The organism is Aquibium oceanicum, from assembly GCF_001889605.1.
In the GTDB taxonomy this organism is placed as follows: Bacteria; Pseudomonadota; Alphaproteobacteria; order Rhizobiales; family Rhizobiaceae; genus Aquibium; species Aquibium oceanicum.
Window position 1 is genome coordinate 4619562 of record NZ_CP018171.1, and the last position, 21294, is coordinate 4640855.

Below are 21294 nucleotides of genomic sequence, written 5' to 3' on the forward strand. Positions count from 1 at the left end.
GCGGCGCCAGCGGAGTTTTCAGGCCGTCGCCAGCGCCGCCAGGATCTCCGCCGCCGCGAGTGCCGCGATCACCGCCGGCCGCTTGTCGCGCACGGCGTCGCCCCCGATCGGGCAGACCAGACGCGCGAATGCGTCTTCGCTGCCGCCGGCGTTCTTCAGGTACCAGCTCTTGAATGTCGCCTTCTTGGTCGCCGAGCCGATCATCCCGACATAGGCGGTGTCGGTTCGCCGCAACGCCTCGGCGACGATGAGGAAATCGAGCGCATGGTCGTGCGTGAGCACCACGAAGGCCGAGCCGGCCGGCGCCTCGCGCACGATCTCTTCCGGCACCGCCGTCAGCCGCGTCTCGATGTCGAGGGGGAAATCCAGGATGGCGTCCGCGCGCGTCTCAACGATTGTCGCCCGCACCGGCAGCAGCGCCAGCGTCTGCGCGAGCGCATGCCCAACATGCCCGCCGCCGAAGACGTAGACGGCGGGCAGCCGTGCATCCTCAGCTTCCGTCTCGGCCATCAGCACTGCCCGGACCCCGTCGTCCACGACGGAGATCGCCAGCCCCACGCGCCCGCCGCAGCACTGGCCGATTTCCGGGCCGAGCGGAATGTCGAGCAGGGCGCCAGCCCCCCCTTCTCCCCGTTCACGGGGAGTAGGTGCCCCGAAGGGGCGGATGAGGGGCGCTGCCGGCCCTGCTCCGCTGCGTCGATCCTTGTTCTCTTCCGGAGAGGGAGCGGAGGCAGGCGGCGATTCCGGCGCCAGCATCTCCCGCGCCTTGTCGATCGCCATGAATTCGAGCTGCCCCCCACCGACCGTTCCGAAGATCGCAGCGGGAGCCACGAGCATCCACGTGCCCGCCTCGCGCGGCGTCGATCCCTTCGCATCGGTCACTTCGACCCGGGCGACGAGCGGGTTCGCGTCAAGGAAGGCACGGAGGTTTGGCGAGGAAGCCGGCATCAGGTGATGTCTCCTCCGGGAAGGCCTCGCGCAGGCGGACGCGACCCCCTCCCCCTTGAGGGGAGGGTTGGGGTGGGGGTCTGCGCGCAGCGCAAGAAAAACAGGGATACGAAGATCCTTCGGGCCCTTCGGGCAGACCCCCACCCCCCACCCCTCCCCTCAAGGGGGAGGGGAGTTCCGGTCGCAAGGCCCGGCCCCCAACACTCCTGCGAGACTCCATCAGGCATACCGGACAATGGCACGAACGCCCGAAACACATCGGGCAGCTTCGCAGGCCAAAACGGGATCGAGTGAGGAACGGTCATAGCCGGAACCTAGTCGCCCGGAAGCCGCAGCGCTACTTCGCCGCCTCCTTCCGCAACCGCTCCACCGCCATCAGCACCCTTTCCGGCGTCGCCGGCGCGTCGAGGCGCGGGCAGATGCGATGGTCCGCAACGCTCGCCACCGCATCCGACAGCGCGTGCAGCACCGACATGGCCAGCATGAAGGGCGGCTCGCCCACGGCCTTGGAGCGGTGGATCGTCGGCTCCGTGTTCTCCGGCCAGTCGGCCAGCGTCACGTTGAAGATCTTGGGTCGGTCCGAAGCGAGCGGGATCTTGTAGGTCGAAGGCGCGTGGGTCCTCAGCCGGCCCTTGTCGTCCCACACCAGCTCTTCGGTCGTCAGCCAGCCCATGCCCTGGATGAAGCCGCCCTCGATCTGGCCGAGGTCGATCGCCCGGTTCAGGGAGCGCCCCGTCTCGTGCAGGATGTCGACCCGCTCGACCATGTATTCGCCGGTCAGCGTGTCGATCGACACCTCCGCGCAGGCGGCGCCGTAGGCGAAGTAGTAGAATGGATGCCCCTCGCCCTTGTCGCGGTCCCAGCGCACCTTCGGCGTCTTGTAGAAGCCGGTGGCCGACAGTTGCACGCGCGCCATGTAGGCCTGCTGTGTCAGGTCGCCGAAGGCGATCTCCTGGTTTCCGACCCGCACCCGGTTCGGCAGGAATTCGATCTGCTCGGTCGGCACCTGGTAGCGCTCGGCCGCGAAATCGATCAGACGCTGCCTGATCGTGCGCGCCGCCGCCTGCGCCGCCATGCCGTTCAGGTCGGTGCCCGAGGAGGCCGCCGTCGCCGAGGTGTTGGGCACCTTTCCCGTCGTGGTCGCCGTGATCTTCACCTGGCCGATGTCGATCTGGAACTCCTCGGCCACGACCTGTGAGATCTTGACGTAGAGCCCCTGCCCCATCTCGGTGCCGCCATGGTTCAGGTGGACGGACCCGTCGGCATAGACGTGCACCAGCGCGCCGGCCTGGTTGAAGTGGCTCGCGGTGAAGGAGATGCCGAACTTCACCGGCGTCAGCGCAAGTCCCCGCTTCACGTATTGCGAGCGCGCGTTGAAGTGGCTGATCTCGTCGCGCCGCGGCCCGTAGTCGGCGCTGAGTTCCAGCTCCGAGACGATCTCGCGCACGATGTTGTCCTCCACCGTCTGGTGGTAGGGCGTCACGTTTCGGTCGCTCGTGCCGTAGAAGTTCCGCTTGCGGATCTCGAGCGGGTCCTTGCCCAGCGCGAACGCGATCTCCTCGATCACCCGCTCGCACCCGACCATGCCCTGCGGCCCGCCGAAACCGCGAAACGCGGTGTTGGACACCGTGTTGGTGTAGAGCGGCGCCGACTGTGCATGCACGGCCGGATAGAAGTAGGCGTTGTCGCAGTGGAACAGCGCCCGGTCCGTCACCGGCCCCGACAGGTCGGAGGAATAACCGCAGCGCGCCGCGTAGAGATAGTCGACGCCGAGAATGTTGCCGTCGTCGTCGAAGCCGACTTCGTAGTCGACCACGAAGTCGTGCCGCTTGCCGGTTGCCGTCATGTCGTCGTCGCGGTCGGGGCGGATCTTTACCGCCCGCCCGAGCCGCTTTGCCGCCACCGCCGCGATCGCGGCGAACTGGTTGCCCTGCGTTTCCTTGCCGCCGAAACCGCCGCCCATGCGCCGCACCTCGACGGTGACGGCGTGGGAGGGCACGCCGAGCACGTGGCTCACCATGTGCTGGATCTCGCTCGGATGCTGGGTCGAGGAATAGACCGTCACGTCCATGTCCTCGCCCGGGACGGCCATGGCGATGTGGCCTTCCAGGTAGAAATGGTCCTGCCCGCCGATGCGCATCGTTCCCTTGAGACGCCGTGGCGCCGCCTCGATCGCGGCCGCCGCGTCGCCGCGCTTCAAGGTCAGCGGCGGCGTCACCAGCTTGCCGTTCTTCCGGTCGATGTCCCACACGTCGGTGACGAACGGCTCCTCGTCATAGTCGATCTTCGCCAGCCGGCACGCCCGGCGCGCCTGCTCGCGCGTCTCGGCGATCACCGCGAAGATAGCTTGGCCGTAGAATTCGACCTTGTCCTCGGCCAGCACCGGCTCGTCGTGACGGTGCGTCGGCGAGATGTCGTTGGAGGCGGGCATGTCGGCCGCGGTCAGCACCTCCACCACGCCCGGCGCGGCATGAACCGCCGAAAGGTCGACCGAGCGGATGGTGCCGTGTGCGCAGGTCGAAAGGCCGAGGCAGCCATGCAACAGCCCCGCAGGCTCGGGCATGTCGTCGATGTAGACCGCCTGCCCGGTGACGTGCTTGTGCGCGGAATCGTGACGTTGGTCGGTGGCGACGCCGCCGACGATTGCCTTGGCCTTGGGGGATGGCGTGGCGTGTGTGTTCATCACGCCGCCCTTTCCCGGCTGACCGTGACATGCGCCGCCCCGGTCGTTTCGAGGAAGAACCGCTTGAGCAGGTTCCTCGCCGCCAGCAACCTGTACTCGGCCGAAGCCCGCATGTCCGAAATGGGTGCGAAGTCGGTCGAATATGCCTCCATCGCGGCCTCTATGGTCTCCAGCGTCCAGGCCTTGCCGACCAGCGCGGCCTCGACGGCTAAAGCCCGCTTCGGCGTCGCCGCCATGCCGCCATAGGCAATGCGGGCCGACCGCACCGTGCCGTTTTCGACCACGACATTGAACGCGCCGAGCGCCGCCGTGATGTCCTCGTCGCGCCGCTTGGTCACCTTGTAGGCGGCGAAGAAGGCGTCTTCGGCCGGCAGCGGCACGTGCACGGCCTCCACGAACTCGCCGGCCTGCCGGTCCTGCTTGCCGTAGGCGATGAAGAAGTCTTCGAGCGGAATGGTACGCCGCTCCGACCCCTTGCGCAGAGTGAGGCTCGCCCCCAGCGCAATTAGCGGCGGCGGCATGTCGCCGATCGGCGAGCCGTTGGCGACGTTTCCGCCGATCGTGCCCATGTTGCGCACCTGGTCGCCACCGATCCGGTCGATCAGCCTTCCGAGCGCCGGAATACGCGAGGAGAGCGCGGCGAAGGCGTCGGTGTAACTGACGCACGCGCCGATCGTGATCGTGCCGTCCGTCTCGGTCACGGTACTGAGTTCGTCGAGATGCGCGATGAAGACCACCGGCGCGATGTCTCGCATGAACTTCGTCACCCACAGTCCGACGTCGGTCGAACCCGCGACGATCGTCGCCTTCGGCTCGGCGGCCAGCACCGCCGCGAGGTCGTCGACGTTCGCGGGAATGACGAACCGCTCGTTACCCGTGCCGATCTCGACGCGCCCGCCTCGCCGAATTTCGGCAAGCTTTGCCGAGACCGCCTCACGCTCGCCCGCCAGCGGATCGTTTTCCGCCATGCCGTAGCTCGAGACGGCCAGCGCCGCCTTGACGATCGCCTCGTAGCCCGTGCAGCGGCAGAGATTGCCTTGCAGCGCCTTCTCGATCGCGCCGACCGAGGGCTCCGGCGTGCGCATCCACAGTGCGTAGAGCGACATCACGAATCCCGGCGTGCAGAACCCGCATTGCGAGCCGTGGAAATCCACCATCGCCTGCTGCACGGGATGCAGCGCGCCGTCCGTGCCCTTCAGGTGCTCGACGGTCACGACGTGGCAGCCATGCACCGAGGCCAGGAACCGGATGCAGGCGTTCACCCCCTCGTAGACCAGTCCCTCCGGCGTCGGCCGCCCGACGAGCACCGTGCAGGCCCCGCAATCCCCTTCCGCGCAGCCCTCCTTCGTGCCCTTCAGCGAACGGCGCAGCCTGAGATAGTCCAGGAGCGTCTCGTCGGGACGGACGTCGGACAGCGCGATCTCTGCGCCGTTGAGGAGGAAGCGGATTTTCCCTGTATCCGTGGCCAAATTCATGAGCCATGCCCCCAATGTGACGACGAGCGACCCCCACCCCTAGCCCCTCCCCTCGAGGGGGAGGGGGATACCACCGCAACCGTTTCCGCACCACCGCCACCAAGCCGGCTTAGCGGCGAGGAGGCAGCCCTCCCCTCCCCCTCGAGGAGAGGGGTTGGGAGTCCGGTGGTGAAGCTGTGTTCCAAGTCTAACTCCCCCTGTAGGTCGAATAGCCGAACGGCGATAAGAGCAGCGGCACGTGGTAGTGCGTCTCCTCCGCCATGCCGAAGCGGATCGGAATCTCGTCGAGGAAGGCCGGCTCCAGAAGCGCCACCCCGCTGCGCCGCAGATATTCGCCGGCGAAGAAGACGAGTTCGTAGGTCCCGGTCCGGAATTCCTCGCCCTGAAGCAGCGGCGCGTCGCAGCGGCCGTCGGCATTGGTCTGGACCGTCTTGAGCTTGCTGTGCGAATTGCCGCTCACGCGATAGAGGGAGATGGAAAGCCCCGCCGCCGGCTTGCCGCTGGCCGTGTCGAGAACGTGCGTGGTCAGTCTTCCGCCCGTCATGGCTGGCTGTCTCTCCGCTTGCCCGATCGATAGTGCATGAAAAGGCCCGATCGGATAAGCATAAGCCGGACTGTGCACTGCGAAAAGACTTTCAAATTTTTCTGCGGGAAAATCGCGGATCGCCTTTGCTAGTGTTGAAAGAACGCTGGCGCGAAGCCGGCGGGAGTGAAGCATGAACCCACCTCGTTATCCCCGCGACATGCGCGGCTACGGCGCCAACCCGCCCGATCCGAAATGGCCGGGCGGCGCGCATGTCTGCATCCAGTTCGTGGTGAACTACGAGGAGGGCGGCGAAAACAACGTGCTCCACGGCGACGCCGCCTCTGAGGCCTTCCTGTCGGAGATCACCGGTGCGCAGCCATGGCCGGGCAAGCGCCACTGGAACATGGAGTCCATCTACGAATACGGCGCCCGCGCCGGCTTCTGGCGGCTGCACCGCATGTTCACCCAGGCCGGCGTGCCGGTCACCGTCTACGGCGTCGCCTCCGCGCTCGCCCGCTCGCCCGACCAGGTGGCGGCCATGGCCGAGGCAGGCTGGGAGATCGCCTCCCACGGCCTGCGCTGGATCGACTACCGCGACCATGACGCCGAAACCGAGCGCGCCGACCTCGAGGAAGCGATCCGGCTGCATGCCGAGGTCGTCGGCGAGCGCCCCACCGGTCTCTATCTCGGCCGCACTTCCGTCAACTCCGTCCGCCTCGCCTGCGAGGAAGGCGGCTTCGCCTACATCTCCGACACCTATGACGACGACCTGCCCTACTGGCTGGACCATGACGGCCACGGCAACGCGATCAAGCCGCAACTCGTCATCCCCTACACGCTCGACGCCAACGACATGCGCTTTGCCATCCAGGCGGGCTTCACCGAAGGCGACCAGTTCTTCACCTATCTGAAGGACGCCTTCGACACGCTCTATGCTGAAGGCAAAAGTGGACGCGCCGGCATGATGAACGTCGGCCTGCATTGCCGGCTCATCGGCCGCCCCGGCCGCGCGGCGGCGCTGAAGCGCTTCATCGACTACGTCCAGGGCCACGAGAAGGTCTGGATCGCCCGCCGCATCGACATCGCCGACCACTGGATCGAGCATCATCCCTACGCGCCCCCCGCCCTGCGCCCCTCGCGCATGGACCGCGCGGCCTTCGTGGAGAGGTTCGGCTCCATCTTCGAACATTCGCCGTGGATCGCCGAACGCGCCTTCGAACTTGAACTCGGGCCGGCGCACGATTCGGCTGGCGGGCTTCACAACGCGCTTGCCCGCATCTTCCGCTCCGCCAGCGAGGACGAGCGTCTCGGCGTCCTCAAGGCGCATCCCGACCTCGCCGGCAAGCTCGCCGCGGCAAAGCGACTGACGGCCGAATCCTCCGCCGAGCAGGCCTCCGCCGGGCTCGACGCGCTGACCGATGCCGAGCGGACCCGCTTCAGCGAACTGAACGAGGCCTACACAGAAAAATTCGGCTTCCCCTTCATCATCGCCGTGAAAGGCCTGACCAAGGGCGACATCCTTGCCGCCTTCGAGACACGCATCGACAACGACCGCGCCGAGGAGTTCGCCACCGCCTGCCGGCAGGTCGAACGCATAGCGCTGCTGCGGCTGCGCGACATCCTGCCGGCCTGAGGATTTACAATCATGGCCGGGCCGCAATACGTCGTCACACATGGCGGTCACCCCGCGCAGAGCGAACTGCACACGGGCCGCGCCATCTTCACCGAGGCTTATGCCGTCATTCCCAAGGGGGTGATGCGCGACATCGTCACCAGCGCGCTGCCGTTCTGGAACGAAACCCGCGCCTGGATCATCGCGCGGCCCCTGTCCGGCTTCTCCGAGACCTTCTCGCAATACATCATGGAAGTCGCGCCGGGCGGCGGCAGCGAAAGGCCGGAGCCGGAGGCGGGCGCTCAGGCCGCGCTGTTCGTGATGGAAGGCGAGATCGTCGTAACGGTCGGCGGCGAGCGCCACCGGCTCCAGCCCGGCGGCTTTGCCTGGCTGCCGCCCGGAAGCGAATGGACGCTCGCCAATGAAGGCAGCCGCCACGCCGCATTCCACTGGATCCGGAAACTCTATGACCGCGTCGAAGGTATAGACGTGCCAGAGCCCGTTTTCGGCAACGAGCAGGACATCGTACCGCTCTCCATGCCGGGCACCGCGGGCCGCTGGGCGACGACGCGCTTCCTCGACCCCGACGACATCCGCTACGACATGCACCTGAACATCGTCACCCTCGAGCCGGGCGGTTTGATTCCCTTCGAGGAGACGCACGTGATGGAGCACGGCCTCTACGTGCTGGAAGGCAAGGCCGTCTACAAGCTGAACCGGGACTGGGTCGAGGTCGAGGCCGGCGACTTCATGTGGCTGCGCGCCTTTTGCCCGCAGGCCTGCTATGCTGGCGGCCCCGGAAAGTTCCGCTACCTGCTCTACAAGGACGTCAACCGCCACACAAAGCTCGGCGGGTTCGGGCGGTGACCCGCACCATCCTCGCCACCCCCCTCACCCGCGAGGCCTTCGCTCCCTTCGGCGACGTCATCGACACCGACGGCGCCGAGCACTTCACCATCAACGGTGGCATGTGCGAGCGCTACCACGACCTGGCGAAGGTCGAGACCGCCGGCCCCGGCGCCCGCGTGCTGGTCTCGATCTTCAAGGGCAAGCCCTATCCCTTCCCGCTCGAACTCACCCTCGTCGAGCGCCATCCGCTCGGCAGCCAGGCCTTCGTGCCGCTCTCGCCCGCCCCGTTCCTCGTCGTCGTCTGCTCCGACGGGCCGGACGGACCGGAGATGCCGCGCGCATTCCTCACCCGACCCGGCCAGGGCGTGAACTACAGCCGCAACACCTGGCACGCGGTCCTGACGCCGATCGGCCAACCTCAGGATTTCCTGGTCGTCGACCGCGGCGGCGACGGCAACAATCTCGAAGAACATCGTTTTTCGGAGCCATGGACGATCCACCTTTCGGAAGGGACCCGCGCATGACCGACGCATCGCTGATCGACCGGCTGCTCGACGTCATCAAGCGCGACATCCTGCCGATGACCGCGGCCGGCGTTCAAAAAGGCAACAAGCTCTTCGGTGCCGCGATCCTGAAGAAGTCCGACCTGTCGCTGGTGCTCGCCGAAACCAACAACGAGATGGAAAACCCGCTCTGGCACGGCGAGGTGCACGCGCTGAAACGCTTCTACGAAATGCCGAAGAATAGCCGTCCCGACACAAAGGACTGCGTTTTCGTCGCCACGCACGAGCCCTGCTCGCTCTGCCTCTCGGCCATCACCTGGACCGGCTTCGACAACTTCTACTATCTCTTCAGTCACGAGGATTCGCGCGACTCTTTCGCCATCCCGCACGACCTGAAGATCCTGAAGGAGGTCTTCACCCTCGACCCCGGCGGCTACAACGCCGACAACGCCTACTGGAAGAGCCATTCCATCCGCCGCGAGGTCGAAGCCCTCGCCGAGCCGGATCGCACGCGCCTTCAGGCCCGCATCGCGGCGGTCTCGAAAAGCTACGACGACCTCTCCGCCGTCTACCAAGAGAGCAAGGCGGAAAACGACATCCCGCTGAATTGACGCTTGATGAATTTGACACCATAATGGTGGCATAGGATGGAGAAGCGGAAACCGAGCTACCGTCTCGCGGACATCCGGGCAGCGCTTGGCTCTCCCGAGACGCTCGCGATGACGCTGTCCGCGTTTCGCGACGCCACTTTGCTGGGTTTTGATCGTGCGGCCATCGTCGATGTCATCGGTTCGATCAAAGAGAGCATGTTCGTGAAGTCCATGACGACTTACGCCGACCATCGGGTCTGGCAGGACGTGTATCACGTGCCGGTGGATGATCTGGTCCTCTACATCAAATTCCAGGCCAACACGGTCACCACTTTTACGGTGATGTCATTCAAGGAGAAATGACGATGCGGACGTCATCCGACATGCCGGATCACATGGTCTCGCCGGAAACGGGCGAAACGCTTCGGCGCGGAACGCGGCCCTTTCCGGTGACCTACAAGGGCGAGACGATCGTGGTCGATCTGCCTGGCTACTACGGCGAGTCGGATGGCGACGGCGTGCTTGTTGGCGACGATATGAAGGCCGCGGACGAGGCGTTGCGTCTCCTGAAGGAGCGGGTGGACGGCGTTCCCACCCCGGACACCATAAGGCGCATCAGGCAGAAACTGAGGCTTTCCCAGCGCGATGCCGGCCGCGTTTTCAAGGTGGGCGAGAATGCTTTCGACAAGTATGAACGCGGACTTATTCAGCCCAGCGGGCCGACAGTACAACTGATGGCACTCCTCGACCGACACCCGGATCTGCTTGAGGAATTGCGTTAAAGCGAAGTGGCGACGTCGCATACCGGTCTTGCTTCCGTGACCGCTCGGGTGTCCCTTGGCCACTATGAAAACCGTCACCACCTTCCCCCGTAAAGTCATCGAGCATCCCGACCTCGGCATCGTCATGCCCGACGGCTGCCGTCTTTCGGTGCGCGCCTGGATTCCGGAGGACGCGGCGGAGAACCCGGTGCCCGCGATCCTGGAGCATCTGCCCTACCGCAAGCGCGACGGCACCATCGCTCGCGACAATCTCACCCATCCGTACTTCGCCGGCCACGGCTACGCCTGCCTGCGCGTCGACATGCGCGGCAACGGCGATTCCGAAGGACTGATGGAGGACGAATATTCCGAGCAGGAGTTGCAGGACGCCTGCGATGTCATCGCCTGGGCCGCGCGCCAACCCTGGTGCAATGGCAATGTCGGCATGATGGGCATCTCCTGGGGCGGCTTCAACGCCCTCCAGGTGGCCGCGAAGCAGCCGGACGCGCTCAAGGCCATCGTCACGATCTGCTCCACCGACGACCGCTATGCCGACGACATCCACTACAAGGGCGGGCTGCTGCTCAACGAGAACCAGGGCTGGGGCGCCACCATGCTGTCCTACTCCTCGCGCCCGCCGGACCCGGCGCTCGTCGGCGACAGCTGGCGCGACATGTGGCTCGATCGGCTGGAGAACGAGCCCTTCCTCCCGGCGGTCTGGCTGTCGCACCAGACCCGCGACGCCTACTGGAAGCGCGGCTCGGTCTGCGAAGATTTTTCGCGGATCAAGGCAGCGACGCTCACCGTCGGGGGCTGGGGCGACGCCTACAAGAATGCCGTCGCGCGCCTCGTCGCCGGCATCAGCGAAGCCCCCGCCAAGGGCATCGTCGGTCCGTGGATCCACAAGTATCCCCATTTCGCCGTGCCGAAACCCGCCATCGGCTTCCTCCAGGAAGCGCTGCGCTGGTGGGACCGCTGGCTGAAAGGCGTAGACACCGGCGTCGAGAACGATCCGGCGATGCGGCTCTACCTGATGGATTCCGCCCCGCCGCGCGACTGGTACGAGGAGCGGCCGGGCCGCTGGATCGCCGAAACGGACTGGCCGGCGCCCGGCATCGAGAGCCGCACCTTCGGGCTCGGCCAGAACGGAACTCTGGCGGCCGGCGCGCAAGGTCCGGTCGATTGCGAAATCCGCTCCCCGCAGGACTGCGGCATGGCGGGCGGCGAATACTGCGCCATCTGGCTCGGTCCCGAACTGCCGGGCGACCAGCGGGTGGACGACGACAAATCCTGCGGCTTCGATGGCGCGCCGCTGGACGAGGCGCTCGACATCGTGGGCGGTCCGGTCGTGCGGCTGAAACTGTCGGCGAACCGCCCGACGGCCATGGTCGCGGTGCGGCTCTGCGACGTGCAACCCGACGGCGCTTCCACCCGCATCACCTACGGCGTCTTCAACCTGTGCCACCGCAACTCGCGCGAATTCCCGGACCCCGTCGTGCCGGGCGAGACCATGGAGATCTCCGTCCGCCTCGACGATGTCGCCTATTCGATCAAGCCCGGCCACCGCCTGCGGGTCGCGGTCTCGTCGACCTACTGGCCGATGGTCTGGCCATCGCCGGAAGAGGTGACGCTCACGCTGCAAGAGGGTTCGCTGGATCTGCCGGTGAGACCGTCGGGCGGCGCCGGGGACGAATGGACCTTCGAGGAACCGGAAGGCGCGGAGCCGTGGCGCACCGAGACCATCCGCCCGGCCTCCAACCGACGTCAGGCCGGGCGCGATCCGGCCACCGGGCTCGTGACGCTGGAGATCGAGGACGACTTCGGCGAAGTCCGCGATCTGGAGCACGGGCTGGCATGCGGTAGCATCGCACGTGAAAAATGGTCGATCGACCCCGCCGATCCCCTGAGCGCCAGGGGAGAGACCCACTGGACCGAGACCCTGTCGCGCGGCGAATGGCAGGTGCGCACCGAAACTGTCACCAGCATGCGCAGCGATGCCGTGACATTCTTCCTGACAGGACGAATCGACGCTTTCGAGGGGGAGAAGCTTGTATTCACACGAGAATTCGTTAATGAAATCAGCCGTGATCATATCTGATCGCGCCACCCTTGGTCCAAATGCGCCATACAATTTACGCCAGGGAATGTCGCTTTCGGTCTTGTAGACCGGCCATCCTTGGCGCCAATATTCCTGTCACGAAGAGGCCTTCCAATGGCCCAGGGGCAACATAATCACAGTGAGGAGCATTCCATGTCGAAAGAACTCGAATTTCTGAGCCGCAACGTCGCGCTCGGCAGGCTGAGCCGGCGCGATTTTCTCGGCCGGGCTGCCGCGTTGGGCGTGGCCGCTCCCTTCGCGAATTCCCTTTTGGCCAGCGCCGCCTTCGGCCAAGAGCCGGTCAAGGGCGGCACCCTGAAGGCGGGGTTGCAGGGCGGCGAGGCGACGAACAGCCTCGATCCGGCGTCCTTCCTGAGCCAGGTGCCGTTCTCCTTCGGCAAGTGCTGGGGTGACTATCTGGTCCGCCTCAACCGCGACGGTTCCCTCCAGAACAGGCTCGCCGAGGAAATCGGCGCTTCCGACGACGCCATGACCTGGACCATGAAGATCAAGGAGGGCGTCGAGTTCCACAATGGCAAGACGGTCACCGCGGACGACGTGGCGGCAACGATCGAGCGCCATGCGGACGAGAACTCGAAGTCGGGGGCGCTCGGAATCCTGAAGAACATCACTGGCGTCAAGGCCAGCGGCAACGAGGTGATCGTCACGCTCGGCAGCGCCGACGCGGACTTCCCCTACCTGATGGCCGACTATCACCTGATCATCCAGCCGAACGGCGGCAAGGACGATCCGACGGCGGGCATCTCCTGCGGTCCATACAAGGTCACCGTCAACGAGCCGGGCGTGCGCCAGGGCGGCGAGAAGTTCGCCAACTACTGGGGTGGCGACGATATGGGCCATGCCGATCAGGTCGAGATCATCGTCATCAACGACGCGACCGCGCGCACCTCGGCCCTTCAGGGCGGCCAGGTGCACATGATCAACCGCGTCGAGCCGAAGATCGTCGAACTGATCAAGCGCGTTCCCGGTGTCACGATTCAGAACGTCTCGGGTCGCGGCCACTACGTCTTCATCATGCATTGCAACACCGCGCCGTTCGACAACAACGACCTTCGCCTGGCGCTGAAATACGCCATGAACCGCGAGGAGATGCTGGACAAGATCCTGTTCGGCTACGGCTCGATCGGCAACGACTTCCCCATCAACAAGGCCTATCCGCTGTTCACCGAACTCGAGCAGCGCACCTACGATCCGGACAAGGCGAAGTTCCACTTCAAGAAGTCCGGACACGATGGCCCGGTGCTGCTGCGCACCTCCGACGTCGCCTTCTCCGGTGCCGTCGACGCCGCGCAGCTCTACCAGCAGTCCTGCGCTGCTGCCGGCATCACCATCGACGTCAAGCGCGAGCCGGGCGATGGCTACTGGTCGGAAGTCTGGAACAAGCAGCCCTTCTCCACCTCCTACTGGGGCGGACGTTCCACGCAGGACCAGATGTACACCACCGCCTACTATTCCAAGGCCGACTGGAACGACACGCGCTTCTTCAACGAGAAGTTCGACCAGATGCTGCTCGCCGCGCGCAGCGAGCTCGACGAGGCCAAGCGCAAGCAGATGTATGCCGACATGGGCATGCTCGTCCGCGACGAAGGCGGCCTGATCCTGCCGATGTTCAACGACTTCATCGATGCGTCCGGCGCCAAGGCGGCCGGGTACGACCCGCATCCGGCGGGCGAGATGATGGACGGCTACGCGCTGGCCGAATGCTGGCTCGCGGCCTAGGCGGGCCGGGGGCGTGGGGGGCTCTCCGATCCTGAAGATGATCGCCCAGCGCATCGCGCTGGGCGTCATCCTGCTGTTTGCGGTGTCGGCGCTCATCTTCGCCGGCACGCAGATCCTTCCAGGCGACGTCGCACAGTCGATTCTCGGCCAGTCGGCGACGCCGGAATCCCTCGCGAACCTTCGCGAGGAACTCGGGCTCAACCAGCCCGCAATCGTACGCTATTTCGTCTGGCTGGGCGGAGTGGTCACCGGCGACCTGGGGACCGCGCTCACCACGCGCCAGGACATAGCGACAACCCTGCTGCCGCGGCTGTGGAACACCCTGTTCCTGGCGTTCTGGGCGGCAATCGTTTCCGTGCCGCTGGCGATCGTCCTCGGCCTCCTCGCTGTGCGCTACCGCAACGGCCCCATCGACAAGGCGATCTCCGGCTTCGCACTGGCATCGACGTCGCTGCCCGAATTCTTCGTCGGCTACCTGCTGATCTTCTTCGTCGCCGTGAAGCTGCAGTGGTTCCCGTCCATCTCCACCGTCTACGACGGAATGCCCTTCCTGCAGAAGCTGCAGGCGATCGTGCTGCCGGCAACCGTGCTGACGCTCGTCGTGCTGGCGCACATGATGCGCATGACCCGCGCCGCGATCCTGAACGTGATGCAGTCCGCCTATATCGAGACCGCCGAACTCAAGGGCCTCTCGGCCTTCGACATCATCCGCAAGCACGCCTTCCCGAACGCGATCGCACCGATCGTCAACGTGGTGATGCTCAATCTCGCCTTCCTCGTCGTCGGCGTCGTCGTGGTCGAGGTCATCTTCGTCTATCCCGGCATGGGCCAGTACCTGGTGGACCACGTCGCCAAGCGCGACGTTCCGGTCGTGCAGGCCGTCGGCCTGATCTTCGCTGCTGTCTACATCAGCCTCAACATCATCGCGGACATCGCGGCCATCCTGGCCAACCCGCGACTCAGGCATCCGAAATAGGGGCGGGCAGATGCTGGACTTGAGACACATTCCGGCCGGAGCGCTGCTCGGCCTCGTCATCACCGCGCTCTTCCTCTTCACCGCGATCTTCGCGCCGCTGCTTGCGCCTTATGGCGGCGGTCAGATCGTGGGGGGCGTCTGGGAACCGATGAACGCCCAGCACTGGCTGGGCACCGACAACCTCGGACGTGACCTGCTGTCGCGCATGATCTATGGCGCGCGCATCACCATCTTCATCGCGGTGCTGGCTACCGCGCTCTCCTTCAGCATGGGTGCGATCCTGGGTTTCACGGCGGCGGTCGTCGGCGGCTGGTTCGACACAATCATGTCGCGCTTCGTCGACCTCCTGATGTCGATCCCCACCCTGATCTTCGGCCTCGTGGTGCTCTCGGTCCTTCCCTCGACCGTGGTTACGCTGATCCTGGTCATGGGCATCCTCGATTCCACCCGCGTCTACCGCCTCTCACGGGCGGTCGCTGTCGACATCAACGTCATGGACTTCGTGGAAGCGGCCAAGCTGCGCGGCGAGGGCATGGGCTGGATCATCTTCCGCGAAATCCTGCCCAACGCGCTGTCGCCGCTCATCTCCGAACTCGGCCTGCGCTTCATCTATGCCGTGCTCTTCCTGTCCGCGCTCTCCTTCCTCGGCCTCGGCGTCCAGCCGCCTGCGGCGGACTGGGGCGGTATGGTCAAGGAGAACAAGGAGGGCATCGTCTTCGGCATCTCCGCCGCGCTGATCCCCGCCGCCGCGATCGCCGCGCTCGCCATCTCGGTCAATCTGGTCGCCGACTGGATTCTCAACCGCACAACCAGCCTGAAGGGAGGGCGCGGCTGATGGCCCGGGTTAAGGCATCGAGGACGGAAGGCGGACCCCTGCTCGACATCCGCAACCTGAAGATCGAGGCAACCGTCTATCCGCCTGGCGAGGACCCGCGCAACGTCACCATCGTCGACGGCGTCTCGCTGACGCTCCAGAAGGGCAAGGTGCTGGGGCTCATCGGCGAATCGGGTGCCGGCAAGTCCACGATCGGTCTGTCCGCCATGGGCTACGGCCGCGGCGGCGTGCGCATCACCGGCGGCGAGGTCATCATAAACGGCCGCGACATCCTGAAGGGCGGCCTGGGCGGCCTGCGCAGGCTGCGCGGCAAGGAGGTCTGCTATGTCGCTCAATCGGCGGCGGCCGCCTTCAACCCCGCGCACAAGCTGATGGACCAGGTGGTCGAGGCGACGCTGCTGCACGGCGTCGCCAGCCGCGCCGAGGCCGAGAAGCGCGCCGTCAACCTGTTCCGCAAGCTCAGCCTGCCCAATCCCGAAACCATCGGCGACCGCTATCCGCACCAGGTTTCCGGCGGGCAGTTGCAGCGCGTCATGACGGCGATGGCGCTCTGCTCGGAGCCGGACCTGATCGTCTTCGACGAGCCCACGACGGCGCTCGACGTCACCACCCAGATCGACGTGCTCGCCGCCATCAAGGATGCGATCCGCGACACCGGTGTGGCCGCGCTCTACATCACCCACGACCTCGCCGTCGTCGCCCAGGTCTCGGACGAGATCATGGTGCTGCGCCACGGCAAGCTGGTCGAATGGGGCGGCACGCGGCAGATCATCAAGGAGCCGCGCCAGGAATACACCAACCAGCTCGTTTCCGTGCATCACATCGAGCACCAGGAAAAGGTGCCGGGCGAAGCCCCGTTCCTTTCCGTGAAGAACGTGACGGCAGCCTATGGCGGCGGCTCGGTCGACGTCCTGAAGAACGTTTCGGTCGACATCTACCCCGGCCAGACGCTCGCCGTCGTGGGCGAATCCGGTTCCGGCAAGTCGACGCTGGCCCGCGCCATCACGGGTCTGCTTCCCCCGCGCGAGGGATCGATCAACTTCGACGGCCGCACGCTTCCCGGAAGGCTCGCCGACCGGACAAAGGACGATTTGCGCGAACTCCAGATGATCTACCAGATGGCCGACGTGGCGATGAACCCGCGCCAGACGGTGGGCACCATCATCGGCCGGCCGCTGGAGTTCTATTTCGGCCTGCGCGGAAAGGAACGCGACCAGCGCGTGGCCGAGCTCCTCGAGGAGATCGAGATGGGCAAGGGCTTCCTCGACCGCTATCCGGCGGAGCTTTCGGGCGGCCAGAAGCAGCGTGTCTGTATCGCCCGCGCGCTGGCCGCCAAGCCCAAGCTCATCATCTGCGACGAGGTCACCTCGGCGCTCGATCCGCTGGTCGCCAACGGCATCCTGAAGCTCCTGCTCAACCTTCAGTCGGTCGAGAACGTCGCCTATCTCTTCATCACCCATGACCTCGCCACCGTGAAGTCGATCGCCGATTCCATCGCCGTCATGTACCGCGGCGCGGTGGTCCGCTACGGCCCCAAGAGCCAGGTGCTGGAGCCGCCCTTCGACGACTACACCGACCTGCTGCTCTCCTCGGTTCCCGAGATGGAACTGGGCTGGCTGGAGAAGGCGATCTCCGGGCGCAGGATGGAGGCGGCGGGGAACTGAGCCGGATCGAGTTGGCGGACAACGCGAACTTTGATAGTTTGCTGAGCATGACCAAGCACACGACGCTTTCGCTGGACGAGCATTCTGCCGAGTTCATCGAGCAGCAGATCGATGGTGGAAACTACGCGTCGGCCGACGAGGTCGTGGCAGCCGGATTGAAGCTGCTCGAAGCCGAGCAGGAATACGTCGCAGCCGTGCGTGCCGCTCTGATCGAAGGCGAAAACAGCGGACCGCCCGAGCCCTTCGATTTCGACGATTTCATCGCCCGCAAGAAAGCCAAGCGGGCGGAATGATCGGCTACGTGCTGACCAGGGCGGCTCAGGCCGACCTTGATGGCATTTGGGACTACTCGGAACTGACATGGTCCGAAGACCAGGCCGAGCGTTACGTCGCCGCGATCCGCGACACCTGCCTGGCCCTCGCGAACGGTGAAAAGACCGGGAGGCCGGCCGACCGGTTTCGACAGGGCTACTACAGGCAGGCCATCGGCTCGCATTTCATCTTTTACAAGATAACGGAGGACGGGCTCATCCAGGTGATGCGTATCCTGCATCAAAGGATGGACGTCGCGTCCCGCCTAGGAAAGAAGTGACGCATGCCCCTCTCCTCAAAACTCCTCCTCATCATCCTCGACGGCGTGCCCTGGCGCAACTGGCGGCGGCTGTTCGGCAATCTCGAGGGCTGGGTGCAGTCCGGCGAGGCGCGCATGTGGAAGATGCGCGCCGTGCTGCCGTCGACATCGGCCTGCTGCTACGCCTCGATCCACACCGGCGTGACGCCGCAGGTGCACGGCATCCTGTCCAACGAGGTGCGCTTCCGCGTCGCCCAGCCCGACCTCTTTTCCGAGGTGACCAAGGCCGGCGGCAAGACGGGCGCCGTCACCCATTCCTACTGGTCGGAGTTCTTCAACCGCCATCCCTTCGACCTCGTCAACGACATCGAATATGACGAACCGGGCGGGCCGATCACCCACGGCCGTTTCCACACCATGACCGGCTACGGCCACGACAACCAGATGACGCCCTCAGACGTCGATCTCTTCGCCACTTTGACCATGCTGTGCCAGCGCCACGGCATCGACTACGGCATTCTCCACACCTGCACGCTGGATTCCATGGGCCACCGCTTCGGCCACGACAACACACCGATGGACCATGCCTGCTTCGGCGCCGACGCCATGCTCGCCGCCTTCCTGCCGAAATGGCGCGCCGCCGGCTACGAGGTCATGGTCACGGCCGACCACGGCCAGACCGATCGCGGCCATCATGGTGGCCGGGAGGACCTGCAGCAGGATTTCGCGCTCTATTACTTCGGCGAGGGGAAAGGCCCGAAGGAGGACACCCTCCTCGACCAGCTGCAACTCGCGCCGACCATCCTGACGCGGCTCGGCGTGCCTGTCCCCGACACCATGAAGGCAAAGCCGTTCCTGGCCTGACCGGCCCGGCTCGACCGTCCCGGCTCAGCCGTCTGCCAGCCGGGCGCGTCGCTTGCCCCACACGGCCTCGCGCTGCGGCTTGACGTAGACCGCCACGATGTCGGGCGCCTCCTCCCTGAGACGCGCCTCGATGCGTTCGATGGTGTTCTCGATATCGTCGGCACGGGCGTCGTCGTGGAATTCGGCGCTGATGGTTGCCACGATCTGGCTCGGCCCGACATGCACGGTCATCACGCCGTTGGCGGCCGTGACCAATGGGTCCTCCGCCGCGATCCGCAGCACGGTGGCCTCGACGGCGGGCGCCGCCGCTTCGCCGATCAGCAGGCCCTTGGTCTCGCGCGCCAGGAAGATGGCGGTGAAGGCGAGCACCAGCGAAATGCCGATCGAGGCGATACCGTCGAAGATCGGTATTTCCAGGTAGTGGGCGGCGGTGACGCCGGCGAGCGCGATCACCAGGCCGAGCAGCGCGGCGGTGTCCTCGAACAGCACCGTGAAGACGCTCGGATCCTTGCTCCGGCGGATCGCCTCCACATAACCTACGTCCCCCTTGACCGACCGGAACTCCTTCAGCGCCACATACCAGGAGCCGCCCTCGAACAGGATCGCGAAGCCGAGCACCGCATAGTTCCATTCCACGCTCACGGAGGGCTCGGGATGGCGGATGTGCTGCACGCCCTCGTAGAAAGACACCCCCGCCCCGAGCGCGAAGATCAGCAGAGCCACCACGAAGCTCCAGAAATAGAGCTCGCGCCCGTGGCCGAAGGGATGGGCGAGGTCCGGAGGTTTGGCCGAGCGGCGCAGCCCGTAGAGCATCAGCCCGCCATTGCCGGTGTCGACGAGCGAATGAATCCCCTCCGACAGCATGGCGGAACTGCCGGTGAAGAAGGCGGCCAGGAACTTGGTCACGGCGATGAGGAAATTACCGATCAGCGCGGCGTAGATGACCTTCTTGGAACCCTTGTGCGCGGCCAATGCTGTCTTCCCCCATGGGCGTCACCTTGAACGCGCAATGGGCGGCCGGGTGAGCGGTTCCACGCCCGAGCGTAGGAAAATCCGTCCTACTTGCCCATCACCAGTGCCCAGTAGCGCTTGCCCTGCGCATCGCTGGCGGACGCCAGGCCGTAGCGCGTGAAGCGGGGGTCCAGCATGTTCTTCCGGTGCGGGGGCGAATCCGCCCACATCTGGAACAGCTTCGCCAGTCCCATCCCGCCATGCGCGATGTTTTCTGCGGCGGGTCCCGGCACGCCGTTCTGGCTCATCCTCGTGGCGAAGTCCCGCCCGGAACCCGTCGTGTGAACCATGCGGCCGGTCTCGGCCATATAGCGAGCCTGCTGCTGCGCGGCTTTCTCCAGCAGCGGATCGGGTCTGGCGCCCGCAAGCCCGTTCACCTGCCGGATATAGCCGAGATACTCTTCCGCGCTTGCCGAGTTTCCGATGCTCGTGGTCACGATCGGTCGGCCCGCGCAGGCGGCGGCCAAGACGAGCAGCGCGAAGAGGGCGGCATTGCGGAAGACGGACGGCACCATGGAGATACTTGCGATGAGCAAAGCGAGATCTTTTCCTCTGCCGCCCGATTGCGGCGAACGGCGGGCATAGGATCACGAAACGGCGTTAATGAAGGCTTTTCGCTGTCGCCAAGTAGGTACCCGGCGGCTCAATAAGGCCACTCGCCCCTGGCCAGCGCCGTCGTCGCTTCCACGATCCGGGAAAAACTGTCGCGCGCCCGCCCCACGGTATGCCGCGCCCGCAGATAGCCGTGCACCAGGCCCTTTTCCTCGAACCACTCCGCCTTGCCGCCGGCCGCAAGGATTGCGTCTCGATAGGCCTCGCCGTCGGAGGAGAGCGGGTCGCATTCGGCGGTGACGAGCACGGTCGGCGGCAGACCGGAGAAATCGGTGTCGTGCAGCGGCGCCGCGCGGGTGTCGCCCATCGGCTCCGCGCCGCCGAAACGGACGCCCCTGTAGAAATCGATGTCGCGCAGCGAAAGCATCGGCGCATCCGCATGGGTGACGTAGGAGCCCTTGGTCTGGTCGCCGCCGAGCCCGGGATAGATCAGCACCTGCCCGACAGGCGCGCCCGGATGTCCGCGTGAGGCATGCGCCACCGCCGCGGCGAGGTTGCCGCCCGCCGAATCCCCGGCGAGCACGACCGGTAGGCCCTGCGTGTCGGCAGCCCAGTAGAACGCGGTCATGGCGTCCTCGAAGGCGGCCGGGTGGATGTGTTCCGGCACCAGCCGGTAGTCGACTGAAACCACCGTACAGCCGGTGCGAAGGCACAGTTCCGCGCAGACGTCGTCATGGCTCTCCAGCCCGCCGACGACGAAGCCGCCGCCATGGAAATAGAGCACCAGCGCCAGAGGCTTCGTCCCCTCCGGCCTGTAGATGCGGATCGGGACGCGATGCGTGTCGGTGCCGAGCGCGGTGGTCTCCACCGTGATCCCGTCGGGATAGCCGGCATGAAACTCCCGGCACATCCGGTCGTAGATTTCGCGCTGGCGCTCGATGCCGTAGTCGACCGTGTCGGGCGGATAGAACGAGTTCGTCCGCTCGATGAAGGCCCATGTCTCGGCGTCGATCAGGCTGGTGTAGTCGGTCATCGA

21 protein-coding genes are annotated in these 21294 nt (G+C 65.7%); 14 read left to right on the top strand and 7 right to left on the bottom strand.

Annotated features, from left to right (window positions below; all coding sequences use genetic code 11):
• Nucleotides 1-18: 18 nt before the first annotated feature.
• From xdhC to uraH, 4 genes are all read right to left on the bottom strand, one after another.
• Nucleotides 19-948 carry a xanthine dehydrogenase accessory protein XdhC gene (gene xdhC / locus BSQ44_RS22530; protein WP_072607308.1) on the bottom strand — a complete coding sequence of 310 codons (930 nt, stop codon included), beginning with the start codon at nt 946-948 and terminating at the stop codon, nt 19-21.
• A gap of 337 nt (nt 949-1285) precedes the next feature.
• Nucleotides 1286-3631: a xanthine dehydrogenase molybdopterin binding subunit gene (xdhB, locus tag BSQ44_RS22535; protein ID WP_072607309.1), complete on the bottom strand. Its 2346-nt coding sequence runs from the start codon at nt 3629-3631 to the stop codon at nt 1286-1288.
• The gene (gene xdhA, locus BSQ44_RS22540; RefSeq protein ID WP_072607310.1) at nt 3631-5106 is read right to left on the bottom strand and encodes a xanthine dehydrogenase small subunit; all 1476 of its coding nucleotides are present in this window, start codon (nt 5104-5106) and stop codon (nt 3631-3633) included. Before xdhA ends, xdhB begins: the two co-directional genes overlap by 1 nt.
• Nucleotides 5107-5293: 187 nt before the next feature.
• The gene (gene uraH, locus BSQ44_RS22545; protein WP_072607311.1) at nt 5294-5650 is read right to left on the bottom strand and encodes a hydroxyisourate hydrolase; all 357 of its coding nucleotides are present in this window, start codon (nt 5648-5650) and stop codon (nt 5294-5296) included.
• 172 nt (nt 5651-5822) lie between these two features.
• Between uraH and puuE the strand changes: the two genes are divergently transcribed.
• The 14 genes from puuE to BSQ44_RS22615 all read left to right on the top strand — a co-directional run bounded on the left by puuE (nt 5823) and on the right by BSQ44_RS22615 (nt 18695).
• Nucleotides 5823-7265 carry an allantoinase PuuE gene (gene puuE / locus BSQ44_RS22550; protein WP_235633289.1) on the top strand — a complete coding sequence of 481 codons (1443 nt, stop codon included), beginning with the start codon at nt 5823-5825 and terminating at the stop codon, nt 7263-7265.
• A gap of 12 nt (nt 7266-7277) precedes the next feature.
• The gene (locus tag BSQ44_RS22555) at nt 7278-8111 is read left to right on the top strand and encodes a bifunctional allantoicase/(S)-ureidoglycine aminohydrolase (RefSeq protein ID WP_072607313.1); all 834 of its coding nucleotides are present in this window, start codon (nt 7278-7280) and stop codon (nt 8109-8111) included.
• Complete coding sequence (locus BSQ44_RS22560) at nt 8108-8617, top strand: ureidoglycolate lyase (protein ID WP_072607314.1); 510 nt, start codon at nt 8108-8110, stop codon at nt 8615-8617. The genes BSQ44_RS22555 and BSQ44_RS22560 overlap by 4 nt, the downstream gene beginning before the upstream one ends.
• Nucleotides 8614-9207, top strand: coding sequence for a nucleoside deaminase (locus tag BSQ44_RS22565; protein WP_072607315.1), 594 nt, complete (start codon nt 8614-8616; stop codon nt 9205-9207). Before BSQ44_RS22560 ends, BSQ44_RS22565 begins: the two co-directional genes overlap by 4 nt.
• Nucleotides 9208-9243: 36 nt before the next feature.
• Entirely contained in the window at nt 9244-9549 is a 306-nt protein-coding gene (locus BSQ44_RS22570) for a type II toxin-antitoxin system MqsR family toxin (RefSeq protein ID WP_072607316.1), read from the top strand.
• A 2-nt stretch (nt 9550-9551) separates the two neighbouring features.
• Nucleotides 9552-9968, top strand: coding sequence for a type II toxin-antitoxin system MqsA family antitoxin (locus BSQ44_RS22575; RefSeq protein WP_235633290.1), 417 nt, complete (start codon nt 9552-9554; stop codon nt 9966-9968).
• Between the two features lie 64 nt (nt 9969-10032).
• Nucleotides 10033-12045: a CocE/NonD family hydrolase gene (locus BSQ44_RS22580; protein WP_072607318.1), complete on the top strand. Its 2013-nt coding sequence runs from the start codon at nt 10033-10035 to the stop codon at nt 12043-12045.
• A 153-nt stretch (nt 12046-12198) separates the two neighbouring features.
• Nucleotides 12199-13785, top strand: a complete 1587-nt coding sequence (locus BSQ44_RS22585) for an ABC transporter substrate-binding protein (RefSeq protein WP_072607319.1) — start codon at nt 12199-12201, stop codon at nt 13783-13785.
• Nucleotides 13786-13822: 37 nt separating this feature from the next.
• Nucleotides 13823-14761 (top strand): ABC transporter permease, encoded by a 939-nt coding sequence (locus BSQ44_RS22590; protein WP_072608227.1) that lies wholly within the window; start codon nt 13823-13825, stop codon nt 14759-14761.
• 10 nt (nt 14762-14771) lie between these two features.
• A complete protein-coding gene (locus BSQ44_RS22595; RefSeq protein WP_072607320.1) occupies nt 14772-15596 on the top strand; it encodes an ABC transporter permease in 825 nt (274 codons plus the stop codon).
• Nucleotides 15596-17260, top strand: coding sequence for an ABC transporter ATP-binding protein (locus tag BSQ44_RS22600; RefSeq protein ID WP_072607321.1), 1665 nt, complete (start codon nt 15596-15598; stop codon nt 17258-17260). The genes BSQ44_RS22595 and BSQ44_RS22600 overlap by 1 nt, the downstream gene beginning before the upstream one ends.
• 47 nt (nt 17261-17307) lie before the next feature.
• Nucleotides 17308-17553 (top strand): type II toxin-antitoxin system ParD family antitoxin, encoded by a 246-nt coding sequence (locus BSQ44_RS22605; protein ID WP_072607322.1) that lies wholly within the window; start codon nt 17308-17310, stop codon nt 17551-17553.
• Complete coding sequence (locus BSQ44_RS22610) at nt 17550-17852, top strand: type II toxin-antitoxin system RelE/ParE family toxin (protein WP_072607323.1); 303 nt, start codon at nt 17550-17552, stop codon at nt 17850-17852. The genes BSQ44_RS22605 and BSQ44_RS22610 overlap by 4 nt, the downstream gene beginning before the upstream one ends.
• Before the next feature lie 3 nt (nt 17853-17855).
• Complete coding sequence (locus tag BSQ44_RS22615; RefSeq protein WP_072607324.1) at nt 17856-18695, top strand: alkaline phosphatase family protein; 840 nt, start codon at nt 17856-17858, stop codon at nt 18693-18695.
• A gap of 24 nt (nt 18696-18719) precedes the next feature.
• Here the strand turns inward: BSQ44_RS22615 and BSQ44_RS22620 are convergent, their stop codons facing one another.
• From BSQ44_RS22620 to BSQ44_RS22630, 3 genes are all read right to left on the bottom strand, one after another.
• Nucleotides 18720-19667: a cation diffusion facilitator family transporter gene (locus tag BSQ44_RS22620; protein WP_072607325.1), complete on the bottom strand. Its 948-nt coding sequence runs from the start codon at nt 19665-19667 to the stop codon at nt 18720-18722.
• An 86-nt stretch (nt 19668-19753) separates the two neighbouring features.
• Nucleotides 19754-20242 (bottom strand): CAP domain-containing protein, encoded by a 489-nt coding sequence (locus BSQ44_RS22625; protein ID WP_235633291.1) that lies wholly within the window; start codon nt 20240-20242, stop codon nt 19754-19756.
• Nucleotides 20243-20349: 107 nt separating this feature from the next.
• A complete protein-coding gene (locus tag BSQ44_RS22630) occupies nt 20350-21291 on the bottom strand; it encodes an alpha/beta hydrolase (RefSeq protein WP_072607327.1) in 942 nt (313 codons plus the stop codon).
• Nucleotides 21292-21294: the final 3 nt, after the last annotated feature.

Bases quoted from the DNA above. Each gene is read 5' to 3' on its own strand.
- xdhC (WP_072607308.1), bottom strand. From the start codon at position 948: ATGCCGGCTTCCTCGCCAAACCTCCGTGCCTTCCTTGACGCGAACCCG.
- xdhB (WP_072607309.1), bottom strand. From the start codon at position 3,631: ATGAACACACACGCCACGCCATCCCCCAAGGCCAAGGCAATCGTCGGC.
- xdhA (WP_072607310.1), bottom strand. From the start codon at position 5,106: ATGAATTTGGCCACGGATACAGGGAAAATCCGCTTCCTCCTCAACGGC.
- uraH (WP_072607311.1), bottom strand. From the start codon at position 5,650: ATGACGGGCGGAAGACTGACCACGCACGTTCTCGACACGGCCAGCGGC.
- puuE (WP_235633289.1), top strand. From the start codon at position 5,823: ATGAACCCACCTCGTTATCCCCGCGACATGCGCGGCTACGGCGCCAAC.
- BSQ44_RS22555 (WP_072607313.1), top strand. From the start codon at position 7,278: ATGGCCGGGCCGCAATACGTCGTCACACATGGCGGTCACCCCGCGCAG.
- BSQ44_RS22565 (WP_072607315.1), top strand. From the start codon at position 8,614: ATGACCGACGCATCGCTGATCGACCGGCTGCTCGACGTCATCAAGCGC.
- BSQ44_RS22570 (WP_072607316.1), top strand. From the start codon at position 9,244: ATGGAGAAGCGGAAACCGAGCTACCGTCTCGCGGACATCCGGGCAGCG.
- BSQ44_RS22575 (WP_235633290.1), top strand. From the start codon at position 9,552: ATGCGGACGTCATCCGACATGCCGGATCACATGGTCTCGCCGGAAACG.
- BSQ44_RS22580 (WP_072607318.1), top strand. From the start codon at position 10,033: ATGAAAACCGTCACCACCTTCCCCCGTAAAGTCATCGAGCATCCCGAC.
- BSQ44_RS22585 (WP_072607319.1), top strand. From the start codon at position 12,199: ATGTCGAAAGAACTCGAATTTCTGAGCCGCAACGTCGCGCTCGGCAGG.
- BSQ44_RS22590 (WP_072608227.1), top strand. From the start codon at position 13,823: ATGATCGCCCAGCGCATCGCGCTGGGCGTCATCCTGCTGTTTGCGGTG.
- BSQ44_RS22595 (WP_072607320.1), top strand. From the start codon at position 14,772: ATGCTGGACTTGAGACACATTCCGGCCGGAGCGCTGCTCGGCCTCGTC.
- BSQ44_RS22600 (WP_072607321.1), top strand. From the start codon at position 15,596: ATGGCCCGGGTTAAGGCATCGAGGACGGAAGGCGGACCCCTGCTCGAC.
- BSQ44_RS22605 (WP_072607322.1), top strand. From the start codon at position 17,308: ATGACCAAGCACACGACGCTTTCGCTGGACGAGCATTCTGCCGAGTTC.
- BSQ44_RS22610 (WP_072607323.1), top strand. From the start codon at position 17,550: ATGATCGGCTACGTGCTGACCAGGGCGGCTCAGGCCGACCTTGATGGC.
- BSQ44_RS22615 (WP_072607324.1), top strand. From the start codon at position 17,856: ATGCCCCTCTCCTCAAAACTCCTCCTCATCATCCTCGACGGCGTGCCC.
- BSQ44_RS22630 (WP_072607327.1), bottom strand. From the start codon at position 21,291: ATGACCGACTACACCAGCCTGATCGACGCCGAGACATGGGCCTTCATC.